Here is a 13,435-nt window from a genome sequence, read left to right as displayed (position 1 = left end):
ACTTCGTCGAATTCTTCTCTCAATAGCAATGAACAAGTCTAGAAATGGCTAACAAGCTTCCCATGCCCACATCACATAGCTCGGATATGGATTTACGCCTTTGGGCTGGATTTCAGCGGTGCACGGTGCCTCGCCTTGCGCTCAGAAAATTTCGCTTTCTTCTTGTCAAGCTCGAGCTCAGCTTCGGAAATTGTGAATTCCAGCCTTCGTAACCGTTGTCCAAAGCCATGCTTGACCGCTCCTGCGAGAAGAGTGCCGAGTACCAGGACGGATATGCTGATCTTGATGTACTCGCTTAAATTTCCGGCATAGATCTGTGGGAATGCGGCTGTAGCAATCAGTGCAGCGCCCAGACCACCGATCTGGGCGACCGTCACCCCGAAGCCCTGGATCATCTTGGTTTCGAAGTCGACGTGTCGGCGCAGGCGCTGCAGATTTGGGAGCGTATTGGCTTTAACCAAACCATCAATAAGCTTTCGATCGTGCGCGATTTGAGCATCCAGTTGCGCTGCAAGATGGAAATTGGATCTCCACAGTAGCTCTCCCAGGATCCAAGCATTCAGCGCACCCCAGGCCGCAAGCAGAGCAAGGCCAAGCGAGTGGAGAATTATGCCTGCGGCGCGCATACCGTGTCTGAGCGGTGGGTGCGTCTCGCCCAGCGCGGCACACATCATGAACAGCAGGAAAAAGAATACCGATGCACCCAAAATCCAGTGGGCCGCCACTAAGGTGCGCGGTGCCGACTTTACGGGCTCTAACTTCGGGATCACATCACTAATGGTATGAAAGTTTTTCATTAAGGGTCCTGGAATTGTCCGGTTCGTTCCGAACTGAGGCTTTTGAAATAACCATCTCATAAAAAGGTCTTAGATCGCGAAATGCCCGTGAGAATTCTCGTAAAGATGTTATAGAGTGATGGGTCCGATCTTTTGCGGGTCTGGAAGGGTCAATTTGACGGACGCAATCGCAAACTGTCAGTGAAAGGCGCGCGTCTAGGCCCTTGTCTCGTGGCCGCAATTTTGCCGAAAGCGCGGCCCCCGATCGGAAAACCCTCGGGGAGCCAAATCAAACACTTCGGAAAAATCACCCCATGTCATCGAATTCAAGCCGTGCGGCGAGCGTCGTCGCCGGCACCAGGAAGCGCGGCGTCGTGCGCAAGATCCCGAGCGAATGTCCCACGCCCGTCACGAACGAATGGATCGATCCCCCCGGCTTTGCAGATGCCCTTCGCCTTCACCTGGCCCGATATCAGGAATCCTACCTTCTGCTCCACCGGGCGGTGATCCGGCCCGATGAGACATTCGATCCAGCTACCATCAAGGGATGGTGCTCCGGCAAGAGGACGCCGCGAAACACAGCCAGCCTCGACGTTCTTGCGCGAATTGAAGCGCGTTATGCGCTGCCCAAAGGTTACTTCAAAGCAAAGCTGCCGCATCAGGCACGCGCACCGGCAGGCTTGAACCTCGGCGGCATACCGCGCGCGGAGCAGCGCCGGTTAGCTTGGCATCTGCCCGATGATTTCAACGACCGTCCGCTCGCGGAGCGCAGCGAAATCCTGAACTGGGTTCGCACGGTCGTGATATCCGGCGCCACGGAATATCGGCGGTACCAGGCCGAGGCGGCGAAGAACCGCTATGGCCTCTGTTTCCCTTCTCTCACCGGGCGCAAGCCACAGGCGAATTCCGCGAAGCTCTCGGAGGATGAAAGGGCCGTCTATCATGATGACGACGCCCTGTTGTCGAACAAGATTGCGCCGCCGGGTTTGACTGCCGAGATCTCGCAACTGGTACGCTTCAAGTCGGCGACGCTGACCGACATCGGCTTCCAGCGAAGCGGCGTCTGGAACGAGGAAACGACGGCCATGCGGCTGGAGCACCTTGGCCTGATGTTCGGTGCGATGGTTGCCTCGCCGAAAGGCGCGATCGGCGGGCTCGGCGTTCCGATGCGGCACTTGACCCTGGCGATGCTTGTCATTCCCCGGTTGTGGGACTGGTATATCCAGTGGCGTGAGAAGCGGCGCGGCTTCTTCACGCGGTGGGAAGTCGATATGCTGCGCAACGGCATGGCGTTCACTCGTCAAGAGACCGGCTGGCTGCGCCAGATGGCACCGCTGGGGGAGCGGCTGGTGCCGATCGAAGGCATTGTCACGGCAGACGAGATCGAGGCCCTGCGCGCCGATTGGTCGGCCGCCTGTGATCGGCTTCATTCCCATGCTTCTGCGCGGGCAAAGGAGATCGAGCGCGTTGCGCGAGTCCACCGTGATCCGTTCGAGCCGATCCTGCCGGTGCTCGAAGCGGACAGCCCAGTTGGAGAGTACCGCAAGATCGCCGACGAAATCTTGCGGCTCGCGCCCGATGCCAACAGGCATCCGCGCGCAGCGGCGGAGGCGGCGCGGTCCTTCCTGCTCATCCGCCTGGGATTGCACCTTGGGCTGCGGCAGAAGAATCTGCGCCAGCTTCTCGTCTGCCCGCGCGATCAGACTCCAAGAACCGAGCGTCAGCTCGAGATGATGAAGCGCGGCGAAATCCGGTGGAGCGACCGCGAGAGCGGCTGGGAAGTGCTTATCCCGGCGGTTGCGTTCAAGAATGCGGGGTCGTCCTTCTTCGGCGGGCGTCCTTTCCGGCTGGTCCTGCCCGATCTTGGCGATCTCTATCGCCATATCGACCAATACGTCAGGCGGCACCGGTCTGTGCTGCTTGGCGGCGCTGAAGATCCCGGCACGTTCTTCGTCAAATCGGCGAAGGTCTCGAGCAGGGATGCCGCCTATGACAGCAACACATTCTACGAAGCCTGGCGGCTGGTCATCCAGCGGTACGGCATCTTCAACCCTTACACCGGCCGAGGTGCAGTTGTGGGTTTGCTCCCACATGGGCCTCACAACATTCGCGATGTTCTCGCCACGCATATCCTGAAGCAGACCGGCTCATTCGAGCGGGCAAGCTATGCAATCCAGGACACGCCTGAAATGGTAGCGAAGCATTACGGACGGTTCCTACCACAGGACAAATCAGCCCTCGCAGCGCAGATACTCAATCAGGTCTGGATGGTGGCATGACCTGGCCGCCCCGTGCTTGCGCACGGCCGCGCTCTATTTCGCTGACGCTCAACCGAGCCGCCTGCGGCGTCTCGTCGGCATAGCCGTGACGATCACTGGCGGGGCGGGACGCTCATCGCGTCCCGTCAGCGGTCGCCGCGCCTGCGGCGCGTCGGCGTGTGCCTCGGCTCCAGGGTGACGGGGGGCGTCACGGCCCCTTAGCCCCGCCATGTCGAGCCGCAACCTGGGCGGAGCCCAGGTCCTCCACCCTGTTCCGGCCTTTCGGTGCACCCCGCCATCTTGGCGAGGCTTTTGGTCCGCTCCTGCCGCCCCCCGCCACCCCGGCGCCGGTCAATGGCGGTTGAGGAAAGGAACAGGAGAAATGGAAAGGACCAATCGTCAGAGCCTCTATGGAGAGGTCACGTCGCGCATCATTGCCGAGCTTGAAGAGGGCAGGCTTCCTTGGGTGCAGCCCTGGGACCGTGCGCGGTGTCCCTGCCTCATGCCGCACAACGCGGCTTCCGGAAGAGTGTACTCGGGGATCAATGTGCTGATCCTGTGGTGTGAGGCAGTGGAACGCCGGTTCGCATCGCAGCGCTGGCTGACCTACAAACAGGCCTTGGCGGCAGGCGGTCATGTCCGGCGCGGCGAGAAGGGCACGGTCATCTGCTATGCGGATCGCTTCACCCCGAAGGGCGAGACCGAGCAGGCGCGGTGCGAAGATCGCGAGGCGCGGACGATTGCGTTCCTGAAGCGCTTTGTCGTCTTCAACCTCGATCAGATTGAAGGGCTGCCGGAACGCTATGTCGAGGAACCGGCGGTGCCCGATCCGGTCATGGCAATTGCCGAGGTAGACCGGCTGATTGCTGCCACCGGCGCGGACTTCCGGATCGGCGGCGACGAGGCGTTCTATGCCCCCAAGCAGGACTATGTGCAGGTGCCCCCACAGGCGGCTTTCCATGAGCCGGTGAACTGGTTCCGGACGGCACTACATGAACTCGGCCATTGGGCCGGGGGCAAGGCGCGATTGGACCGCGACCAGACCGGCAAGTACGGCTCGGCATCGTATGCAAAAGAAGAGCTTATTGCCGAGATGACCTCGGCCTTTGCCTGCGCGTCACTGGGTATCCAGCCCACGGTGCGGCATTCGGATTACCTTGGATCGTGGCTTGAAGTGCTCCGCGCCGACGAGAAGGCGATCTTCCGGGCGGCCAGCGCGGCCAGCAAGGCAGCCGATTATCTCCTCGCCTTCGGGGAGGACGCAGCATGAGGTGGCATCTCTATCTGCTGGAGCAGCGCATCCGTGAGGCATTCCTTCGCCATGCCTTTCCTGAGTACCAAGACCCGGACCTTCGCCGACTCGCGCGGGCGGTGCGTTCGCTTCCCTGGCTTCCGCGTGCAGTGTTCCACCTGCTGCGGTTCGAGGGCCTGCGGTATGAGCAGATCGCCGATCATCTGAGCATCAGCGTTCGCCGGGTGGAGATCGAAGTGGGCCGGGCGATGTGCCTGATCGTGCGATCGCGAAACCGGCAGGAGCGCAAGGGCTGGTAGGGGTTTGGGGCGCGTCCGCTGCGGCGGACGCGCCCGGCCTTTTTTGCGGGCGTACCGACAATTCAGGCTTGCGGCGGGAAGTTGTCGACCAGGTACGAGATGGGGCTATTCATCCATTCGGTAATGGCGCTTTCGCGCCAACCGCAGCAGCGCTCGGCAATGCGAACCTGTCTCGGGAACGTCCCGGACTGGATCTTGCGGTAGAGGGTAGCGCGGGAAAGCCCCGTGCGTTCGAGAACGAGATCGAGGCGCAGGAAACGATCATGGGGTATCATGTTCATGTGGCGTGTCCTCCGATTGCATGAGGTGGACTGGCCGGCCATGAGCAAGATTGGGCCAATTCGAGCCGCCTGCAAGGGCGCTAATTGGCGCTTATCGGATATTCCTGGCGCAGATTCATCGAGTTGCACCGTAGTGGGTCTTGGCGGCACTCTATGGCACCCAAATAAATTTTGCCGCCGGGAGCCCGCGACCGGCGGTTCTGTCTCACGCCGTCTCGCGGCGCGCCTCGCACGCGAGCCGCGACCATCTCACGAGCCCGAATCGCGCCAGACCTCGGCGGCGATGACACCGTGCCTCAGTCTGGAATGTCAGCGCCGCAGTGGCGCGATCAGGATCGCATGACCCGTTTCCGCGACCGCGCATGGCCGGTCACGTGACACACGTGATCGACCAGCGTGCAGATGAGCATCCGAACCTGGTCCGGTGTGAAGCCGCCATCATCGAGATCCATGCCCTCGATCACGTCGCGGCGGTTCCATTTCCAATAGGGCGACAGCACCTGCATGAGCCGCGCGGTCTCGGCGCAATCGTAGCCGAAGCCGGTGACATTGGCGTAGGCGAGCGAGCGGTCGACATGGAGCCCGACATGCCGCGCACACCAAGTGTCCGGAAAGCCCACATCGAGAAGATGCGCGGACAGCGACAGCTGGGCAACGATCCCAGACGTGTAGAGGAAATAGTGCCAGTCGAACGGGGCATCGGGCGCCATCGAGCCCATGAACTCTTCCGCTCGCCTGGCGCGTGCGCGGCTCAGGCTGCGGCCGTCCTGAGTGCGCAGCAACCGCACTGGTTCTGCGTCGTAGATTTTCCAGAGCGCAGCGAGTGCGGAATTCTCATCGGGCAAAGAGTTGAGCGCCGCAGCGACAGCGGCGATTTCATCGGGTGAAGCAACAGGAACTTGAACGTCCATTGGCACCTCCGGGTCCGCATCAGGGCGGGTTGGCGGAAGGCTTCGAGACAACTTGCGGACCAGTCCCGAACTCCCGCACGCTAACGCGCGGGAGCCGCCGGAGCTGGTAACATGCACACGTCATGCGCCGCCGCCTTTCACCCGAAGGTTTGGACATGCGCGACGGCACCCCGGAAAACCGTGTTTTCCGAGTTTGCTTCGTGTGCGGGATTACCAGTCCCGGCGCTGCCCTTTGCGCAGCGCCTTGGCAGGATAACAGACGGGAATCCTTACGCCAAGGCCGTGCAGAACGAGGGTGAGCGCCGCCCGCTCAGCCCTCTATCGAACGGCTCTGGCGTTCGTCCTTCGCGACGGCATCGTCGGCGAACGCACGCATGCCGCGTCTTCGCCATAGCGTCAGCGCCTGCTCACGATCTTCGCCGCGCAGCTTCGCCGCTGCCTCGACGAGTAGACCGAGGATCACCGCGCGGTCATCCCCGGTCAGTTCGGCCAGTTCGGCTTTGACGACGAGCCCGCCCAGTTCGATGAGCTGGCGGGGGCGCTCGCGCCGCTTCACTTGCCACGCACGGGCATCATGCCGCGCCCGGCTCGCCAAGTGGCAATTGCGCGCTGCCTGGCTCCGCCGCAGCGCTGCCCAAGTTGCTGTGATGCTCGCTGCCAGTTCCTGTGCGAGCGCCTTTGCCGGCTCCTGAAAAGAACGCGGCGCCCCGCTTGCGCCATGCCTCCTTCTTTGCAGCATCCGCGGTGGTGGCGGCATCGAGCAGGGCGCCCGCCAGCATCTCGGCGGAAAGGGCATCGGCACCTGTCGCGTTCACCAGTTCTCCGAGCTGGCTGGTCTTGCGGGTTTTGAGTTGCCGCGCCTTGTCGTTAAGCGCTTTGAGTTCGGCGTCATAGTCACGCGGTTTGCGCATCGTCCGTCCTTTCTTTGATCGAGGCGGACGGTTCAGCTATCGGGAGTCTCAGCGCCGAACAATAGCGTGAAATCTTCTGGGATTTCGCGTTCCCGAGTGCGATGAAATCGTTCGAGGGCGCGCTTATACGTCGTGCCGACGTGCTGCTTGAAGTGTAAATGGTTGGCCGTCATGGCGATCTACCACTTCTCGGCCAAAGTCATTTCCCGCGCTACCGGCTCCTCGGCGGTGGCCGCCGCCGCCTATCGTTCCGCCTCGCGGCTGCACGATGAGCGGCTGGGGCGCGATCATGACTTTTCGAACAAGGCGGGTGTCGTCCACTCGGAGATTCTGCTCCCCGAGAACGCCCCCGAACAGTGGCTGGACCGCGAGCGGCTGTGGAACGATGTCGAGGCCGCCGAGAAGCGCAAGGACGCGCAGCTTTGCCGCGAGGTCGAGTTCGCCATTCCCCGCGAGCTCGACCAAGCCGAAGGCATTCGGCTGGCGAGGGAGTTTGTGTCCCGTGAATTCGTGGCGCGAGGCATGATCGCCGATCTCAATGTGCACTGGGATATCGGTGAAGATGGACAGCCCAAGCCCCATGCCCATGTAATGCTCGGCATGCGTGAAGTGAGCGAGGAAGGCTTTGGTCCCAAAGTGCGAGATTGGAACCGCACCGAACTGCTCACCCATTGGCGCGAAGCCTGGGCGACCCACGTCAACCAGCGCTTGGCCGAACTCGATATCGACGCGCGGATCGATCACCGTTCGCTGGAAGCCCAGGGCATCGAACTCGAGCCGCAGCACAAGATCGGTCCCGCCGCCTCGCGGATGGCGGGGCAGGGGCTGGAGAGCGAGCGGCTCGACGAGCATCATGCGATTGCCCGCGCCAATGGCGAGAAGATCCTCGCCAATCCGGCAATCGCGCTCGATGCCATCACCCACCAACAGGCGACATTCACCACCCGTGACCTCGCCAAGTTCGTGCACCGGCACAGCGACGGGAAAGAACAGTTCGATCAGGTCTTGGGAGCCGTTCGCTCCTCGCCTGAGTTGATCACGCTCGGCAAGGATGGGCGCGGTGAGGATCGCTTCACCTCGCGGTCGATGATCGAGACCGAGAAGCGGCTCGAGAAGGCTACGATCAAGCTCGATGCCGGGCGGCGTCATGGCGTCAGCCGGGCCATACAGGAAAAGGCGCTGGCCCGAGCCGAGGCGAGGGGACTTTCCCTCTCCGGCGAGCAGCGCGGTGCGCTCGAGCATGTGACCAATAGCCGGGGCCTTTCCTCGGTGATCGGCTATGCCGGCACCGGCAAGAGTGCGATGCTGGGTGTGGCCCATGATGCCTGGCACTCGGCGGGCTATGAGGTGCGTGGCGCGGCGCTGTCCGGCATCGCCGCCGAGAACCTGGAAAGCGGGTCGGGTATTGCCTCGCGCACCATCGCCAGCATGGAGCGGCAATGGGCGCAGGATCGTGAACTGCTAACCGATCGCTCGGTGCTCGTCATCGACGAGGCCGGGATGGTCGGCACCCGGCAGATGGAGCGGGTGATCTCCGAAGCCGAGAAGCGCGGCGCCAAGGTCGTGCTGGTCGGCGATCCCGAGCAGTTGCAGGCGATCGAGGCAGGGGCGGCGTTCCGCAGCATTGCCGAGCGGCATGGCAGCGTCGAAATCATGCAGGTGCGCCGGCAGAATGAGGAATGGCAGCGCGAGGCAACGCGCGATCTCGCTACCGGGCGGACCGGCGAGGCGGTGCTGGCCTATGAGCAGGCCGGGCATGTCCACCTGGCGCCGACCCGCGAGGCCGCACGTGAAGCGCTGGTCGGGCAGTGGGACCGCGGTCGTCAGCAAAACCCCACCGCGAGCCGGATCATTCTCACGCATACCAATGACGAAGTAGGTGAGCTGAACCAGGCGGCGCGCGGAAAGATGCGCGAGGCGGGAGAGCTGGGCGAGGATGTGGCGCTTCAGGTGGAGCGGGGCGAGCGGGCCTTTGCGGTGGGCGACCGTGTCATGTTCCTCCGCAATGAGCGCAGCATGGGGGTGAAGAACGGATCGCTTGGCACCCTGCGCAGTGTCTCGCCCTTCAGCATGGCGGTCATGCTCGACGATGGCCGGGCGGTCGCCTTCGATCTCAAGGACTATGCCGACATCGATCACGGCTATGCCGCGACGATCCACAAGGCGCAGGGCATGACCGTGGACCGGGTGCAAGTGCTCGCCACGCCGGGGCTCGACCGGCACGGGGCCTATGTGGCGCTATCGCGCCACCGGGCTGAGGTCGATCTCCATTATGGCAAGGAGGACTTTGCCGATCGCTCGAAGCTGGTTCGGGTGCTCAGCCGCGATCGTTCGAAGGATATGGCCTCCGATTACAGCCCGGCCTTCGAGTTGAAGCGCGAGCCGCAAGCTGAGGTCGTCATAAAGCGCGATCCCTTTGCGGGGCTCAGGCTCAAGGCGCCAGCCATTGCCGCGCCGCCAGGGCCGCTTGAGGTTGCGGTGCAGCGCTATGGACGCGCGGCGCAGGAAATTCTGCGCATCAAGGCGATGGGGTTGAAGCCCATCGAACTTCAGCAGCAGGCGTTGGAACGAGCTGCCAACCATCTCGACAAGGTGCGCGAGCACGGTGCTCGCGATCTCACGGCGGCGATCCACAAGGACCCCGATCTCGCCGATGAAGCCGGCAAGGGGCAGACCAAACGCGCGATCCAGGCGATGATGGCCGAGCGCGAGATTCGCATCGATGGCGACATGCGTGCCGACCGTTTCGTGAACGAGTTCCAGACCCAGGCCCGGCTGCTCATGCGGATGCGCAAGATCGGCGACGAGCTCGGCGAGGAGCGGGCGGAAGCGCGAATCGATCATCTCGCCAAGAGCCTCCATCGCGACCCCGAACTCGAGTCGCGGCTGCGGAACAGGGTCCGCGAGCTGGGGCTGAAACCAACTGGGAAAGAACCGGTGTCGCACCAGATCCGGGAATGGCTCGGCCGCTCGCGCGACCGTGGGCTTGGGATAAGCTGATCGGATGACCGAAATCCACACCCCCCACGAGCTTGATCCTGCCGCTGCGTTCGAGGCCATGGGCCATCGCCTGGCAGGACTTACCGCTGCCATCGACGGCCTCGCCGTCAAATTTCAGGAGATGCATGCCCGCGATTACAGTCCCGAGCTGGCCAAGATCGAAGAACGCTTCGAGGCCGTGCGCGGCGTCGTAGAAAAGCTCAACCATCATCCCGCCATGGCGCTAACGCCCGACAAAATCGCCGGGCAAATCAAGGAGGCAGGCAGGGATGGGCGCTTGGCCGATCAGCAGGCGTGGGAGCGGGCGCGTAGGGAGCTTCTGGTCGCTGTTGCGTCGATCGACAGCGTCGTCACCAAGGCGCGCAATGGGCAAAGGCAGAACAAGTGGATGGTGATCGCCGCGAGCGCGACACTTGTTGTTGGGCTCTTTCTGGGGGGCGTAGGTAGGGACACCATTCCGTGGATCGCCCCTGCTAGCTGGCATTGGCCGGAGGAGCGGGCAGCGGCGATCCTTGGGCGCGATAAATGGCGTGCCGGCAAGAGGCTGTTGGAGGTGGCTGATTTGGAAAGGTGGCAAAAATTGCAGGCCGCTTTGCGTTCGGCCGAGGATCAAGGTGCCGAATCCGCAAAATCTGCCAATCGCGTTGGGAGTGGGCGTGCGAAGTTGCAGCGACTTCACGCGTCGAAATGACTGGCCATGGCCGGTAAGCGACCGTCCGGTTCGGAGTTGGATTGCAGGAGCTGACACTCTTTCAGCGGCTCGCGACTAACTCACGCCATTCCGATAAAGCTGCAGGAACGGCAGCTCCCGGCGGGGGGACAGCCATCAGTCCAAGGGTAGACAGAGAACTCGGCATACGTAAGGTCCCCGCGGCCGGGCCGACTGGCCATCGCGAAAGGGGGGGGGCTTGGCGAAGCCGAAAATCGATATGACTTGGCTCGAGCGTAACCGTCCGATTGTTACCGCGGTGGTTGGGCCTTGAAGCGCGTAGCGAGTTCGGGGTCGCCGACGAAGGCATCGAGAAAGCCGTGCCAGGTCTGGGTGGTGCGGCGTGCTTCTCGAAGCATATCTGACAATTCGTCGACGCCATCGTCGGTGAGCGCCGTAATGGTCTCATCGGGGCCAGTGTAAACGCTGATGATGCTGCCGTATGTCAGATTGTCGCCGCTCCAGATGATGGCTTGCAACAGCTCCACGTCCTCGCCGAGCATTTCGGCAGCATAGGCCAGTGTGTGCACATGGGTGATCGTGGCCATCAGGCTACCTCTGCCAACGGTACCAAGGGCACCCATTTCCAAGGCAGCAATTCCTCGATCCGGTTGATCTTGTGATCATGGATACGGCCGAGCACGTCGGCGAGATAAGCCTGCGGATCAAGACCGTTCATCTTGGAACTTTCAATAAGCGTCATGGCTCGCGCCAGTGTTTCAGCGCCTGCTTCGGAGCCGGCGAAGAGCCAGTTGCGTCTTCCTAGACCAATAGGTCTGACGGCTCGCTCAGCGGCATTGTTATCGATGGCGACGCGTCCGTCTTCGATGAACAGTGAGAAGGCCTGCCAGCGACCCAAGCCATACCTAATGGCGCTGGCCAAGTCGCCCTTGACGGGGATGCGGGTGAGTTGCTGCTCAGCCCAGGCGCGCAACGCCTCGAGTTTGGGTTTGCTATGCTCCTGGCGGACGGCACGCCGAACATCGGCAGGTTTCCCGACAATTTCGCGTTCAATGTCGTACAGCTGGCCGATGCGATCGAGGGCTTCTCGCGCTATCGGGGATTTGTTCGCTTTCCAGATGTCGTGGAAGTCACGCCGCCAATGGGCGAAGCAGGCAGCTTCCCGGAAGCGCGGTTCGCCGTCCGCGCCGGGCTGATAGAGCTTCGCATATCCCTTGTAGGCGTCGGCCTGGAGAATGCCGCTCGCATTGCAAAGGTGGTTTTGCACGTGCTCCGCCTTCCAGTTGGGGGCAAAGCGATAGACCACACCCGGCGGTGCCGGCCCGTTCCACGGGCGCTGATCGCAGACATAACCCCAGATCCTGCCTTGCTTCACGCCCTTGCCGAGCCCCTTGGCCCGCCTTGTGTGATCCAGCACCTGGATCGGTGTATCATCGGCGTGGATGACGGTGCTGGCCAGGACCGATGCCTCAATACGCTCGATCAAGGGCTGCAGGCTTCGCATCGCCTTGCCGCACCAGTCAGCCAGCGTGCTGCGGGGAATGTCAGCGCCCATGCGGGCAAGGATTTCGTTCTGCCGGTACAGCGGCAAGTGATCGTCGAACTTTGAGACGAGCACGTAGGCAAGCAGGCTGCTTCCGGCCATGCTGCCGGGGATCGGGCGGCTCGGAGCCGGCACCTGCACCATTTTCTCACAGCAGCGGCAGGACTTCTTCGGCCGCGCGACCTCGATCACCTTCAGCTTGGCGGTAATCATTTCGATGATTTCGCTCACGTCCTCGCCGACGAGGCGTAACTCGCCCCCGCAATCGGGACAAGCGCTGCCCGGGTCGAGTTCTTTTCGCTCGCGCGGGGTGTCAGGCGCAACGCGCGGGCGCCGGGCCATGGCCCGTGCACTGTCTACGTGCGCAGTGGCCTCATCCTCTTCGACATCACTCGGCGAAGCGACGGTTTGTGCCGCGGCGACCAGAATGTCCTCTAGGGCCAGTTCCAGCTGCTCGATCTCGCGTTCGATCTTTTCCGAGGATTTGCCGAAGGCCTGTTTCTTCAGTTTGGCAATGCGCAGACGCAGGGCCTGAACCACCAGATCATGTGCACGGACCGTTGCCGCCAGCTTCGCGTTTTCCGCCTGCAAGTCGGCGATTATCGCCTTCAGCAAAGCTGGGTCTTCGGGAAGATTTTGCGCCGCGCTCAGCATGATCCCGCTTACCAGCCAAGGGCAGGAATATCCATGAAAACAGGTAGATTCAAAAACAAAAATCAGCCCACATGGGCAGGCGGCGCGCCCCAATTTGGGCGCCTCCAGTCGATGCCTTCCCAAAGCATCGCGAGTTGTGCCGACGTCAGCCGCGCCGTCCCGTCTGCAGCGGAAGGCCAAGGAAAACGGCCACGCTGCAAGACCTTGTAGTACAGGCAAAATCCCTGCCCATCCCAGTACAGGAGCTTCACCCTGTCGCCGCGACGTCCTCGAAAAGCGAACACCGCGCCGCTTGTCGGTTTCTGTCGCAGCACCGTCTGGGCCAGCTGACCAAGACCAGAGATGCCTTTGCGCATATCAGTGACGCCGCAGGCCAAGTAAACCCGCACGCCAGTTCCCGGCCCTATCACGCCGCCTCCACGCAGCGGATGAGCCGTGTCAGGGAGATGATCTCGATGTCGCTTCCAAAGCGCAAAGTCCGGCCTTTCGTCAGGCGCAGCTCAACCATGGACGTCGCGCCTGGGCCAGGGTTGTAGGCAACTTCAGGGGCTCGAACGGCAGGCAAGTCCAGGGGGAGAAAGACAGGCTCGGGGGCGGCTCCCAAGAGCCCGCGCTTCTTCAAATCATACCGCCAAGTATAAATCTGTTGTCGGGTTACATCGTGGCGCTGCGCCACCTCTGTCAGTGTAGCGCCATTCACGCCAACGGCACCAATGATCTCCAGCCGCTGCTGATCCGTCCACCGGCGCCGACGTTCCTGACCCAGTATCTCCACCCTCATCGCAATCCCCGATCAAGAGACGTCGTTAGCGACGTCGCTATGACCGTCTCTTAAGAGATTATCGCACCATCAGGCAGGCGGTCCCAGGCGGACGGTTAC

14 protein-coding genes are annotated in these 13,435 nt (G+C 62.3%); 5 read left to right on the top strand and 9 right to left on the bottom strand.

Going from position 1 to position 13,435, the window contains the following annotated elements:
• Nucleotides 1–92: 92 nt before the first annotated feature.
• Nucleotides 93–797 (bottom strand): hypothetical protein, encoded by a 705-nt coding sequence (locus ACLIMP_RS00070; RefSeq protein WP_443477972.1) that lies wholly within the window; start codon nucleotides 795–797, stop codon nucleotides 93–95.
• A gap of 293 nt (nucleotides 798–1,090) precedes the next feature.
• Here ACLIMP_RS00070 and ACLIMP_RS00065 point away from each other — a divergent pair, with 293 nt between their 5' ends.
• The 3 genes from ACLIMP_RS00065 (at nucleotide 1,091) to ACLIMP_RS00055 (ending at nucleotide 4,585) form a co-directional block, all read left to right on the top strand.
• Complete coding sequence (locus ACLIMP_RS00065; protein WP_443477971.1) at nucleotides 1,091–3,055, top strand: hypothetical protein; 1,965 nt, start codon at nucleotides 1,091–1,093, stop codon at nucleotides 3,053–3,055.
• Between the two features lie 361 nt (nucleotides 3,056–3,416).
• The gene (locus ACLIMP_RS00060; protein WP_443477970.1) at nucleotides 3,417–4,304 is read left to right on the top strand and encodes an ArdC family protein; all 888 of its coding nucleotides are present in this window, start codon (nucleotides 3,417–3,419) and stop codon (nucleotides 4,302–4,304) included.
• Nucleotides 4,301–4,585 carry a sigma factor-like helix-turn-helix DNA-binding protein gene (locus ACLIMP_RS00055; protein ID WP_443477969.1) on the top strand — a complete coding sequence of 95 codons (285 nt, stop codon included), beginning with the start codon at nucleotides 4,301–4,303 and terminating at the stop codon, nucleotides 4,583–4,585. The genes ACLIMP_RS00060 and ACLIMP_RS00055 overlap by 4 nt, the downstream gene beginning before the upstream one ends.
• A 62-nt stretch (nucleotides 4,586–4,647) precedes the next feature.
• Here the strand turns inward: ACLIMP_RS00055 and ACLIMP_RS00050 are convergent, their stop codons facing one another.
• The 4 genes from ACLIMP_RS00050 to ACLIMP_RS00035 all read right to left on the bottom strand — a co-directional run bounded on the left by ACLIMP_RS00050 (nucleotide 4,648) and on the right by ACLIMP_RS00035 (nucleotide 6,688).
• A complete protein-coding gene (locus tag ACLIMP_RS00050) occupies nucleotides 4,648–4,866 on the bottom strand; it encodes a helix-turn-helix transcriptional regulator (RefSeq protein ID WP_443477968.1) in 219 nt (72 codons plus the stop codon).
• 329 nt (nucleotides 4,867–5,195) lie between these two features.
• A complete protein-coding gene (locus ACLIMP_RS00045; RefSeq protein ID WP_443477967.1) occupies nucleotides 5,196–5,777 on the bottom strand; it encodes a hypothetical protein in 582 nt (193 codons plus the stop codon).
• A 310-nt stretch (nucleotides 5,778–6,087) separates the two neighbouring features.
• Nucleotides 6,088–6,333: a conjugal transfer protein TraD gene (locus tag ACLIMP_RS00040; RefSeq protein ID WP_443477966.1), complete on the bottom strand. Its 246-nt coding sequence runs from the start codon at nucleotides 6,331–6,333 to the stop codon at nucleotides 6,088–6,090.
• A 16-nt stretch (nucleotides 6,334–6,349) separates the two neighbouring features.
• Nucleotides 6,350–6,688 carry a conjugal transfer protein TraD gene (locus tag ACLIMP_RS00035; RefSeq protein ID WP_443477965.1) on the bottom strand — a complete coding sequence of 113 codons (339 nt, stop codon included), beginning with the start codon at nucleotides 6,686–6,688 and terminating at the stop codon, nucleotides 6,350–6,352.
• A gap of 171 nt (nucleotides 6,689–6,859) precedes the next feature.
• On the opposite strand from ACLIMP_RS00035, the gene traA reads away from it, so the two are divergent.
• Complete coding sequence (gene traA, locus ACLIMP_RS00030; protein ID WP_443477964.1) at nucleotides 6,860–9,688, top strand: Ti-type conjugative transfer relaxase TraA; 2,829 nt, start codon at nucleotides 6,860–6,862, stop codon at nucleotides 9,686–9,688.
• A 4-nt stretch (nucleotides 9,689–9,692) separates the two neighbouring features.
• Complete coding sequence (locus ACLIMP_RS00025) at nucleotides 9,693–10,379, top strand: DUF6118 family protein (protein WP_443477963.1); 687 nt, start codon at nucleotides 9,693–9,695, stop codon at nucleotides 10,377–10,379.
• Nucleotides 10,380–10,648: 269 nt separating this feature from the next.
• Here ACLIMP_RS00025 and ACLIMP_RS00020 read toward each other — a convergent pair whose 3' ends face one another.
• From ACLIMP_RS00020 to tnpA, 4 genes are all read right to left on the bottom strand, one after another.
• Nucleotides 10,649–10,945: a hypothetical protein gene (locus ACLIMP_RS00020; RefSeq protein WP_431568171.1), complete on the bottom strand. Its 297-nt coding sequence runs from the start codon at nucleotides 10,943–10,945 to the stop codon at nucleotides 10,649–10,651.
• Nucleotides 10,945–12,555: an IS66 family transposase gene (tnpC, locus tag ACLIMP_RS00015; RefSeq protein ID WP_443477962.1), complete on the bottom strand. Its 1,611-nt coding sequence runs from the start codon at nucleotides 12,553–12,555 to the stop codon at nucleotides 10,945–10,947. Before tnpC ends, ACLIMP_RS00020 begins: the two co-directional genes overlap by 1 nt.
• Nucleotides 12,556–12,617: 62 nt before the next feature.
• Nucleotides 12,618–12,944, bottom strand: a complete 327-nt coding sequence (gene tnpB / locus ACLIMP_RS00010) for an IS66 family insertion sequence element accessory protein TnpB (RefSeq protein WP_348635608.1) — start codon at nucleotides 12,942–12,944, stop codon at nucleotides 12,618–12,620.
• Between the two features lie 17 nt (nucleotides 12,945–12,961).
• Nucleotides 12,962–13,336 (bottom strand): IS66-like element accessory protein TnpA, encoded by a 375-nt coding sequence (gene tnpA, locus ACLIMP_RS00005; protein WP_443477961.1) that lies wholly within the window; start codon nucleotides 13,334–13,336, stop codon nucleotides 12,962–12,964.
• Nucleotides 13,337–13,435: the final 99 nt, after the last annotated feature.

Source organism: Novosphingobium aeonii (assembly GCF_052279045.1).
Classification (GTDB): Bacteria; Pseudomonadota; Alphaproteobacteria; order Sphingomonadales; family Sphingomonadaceae; genus Novosphingobium.
Note: the sequence above shows the minus strand (reverse complement) of the source record. Positions and strands in the feature narration are given on the sequence as shown.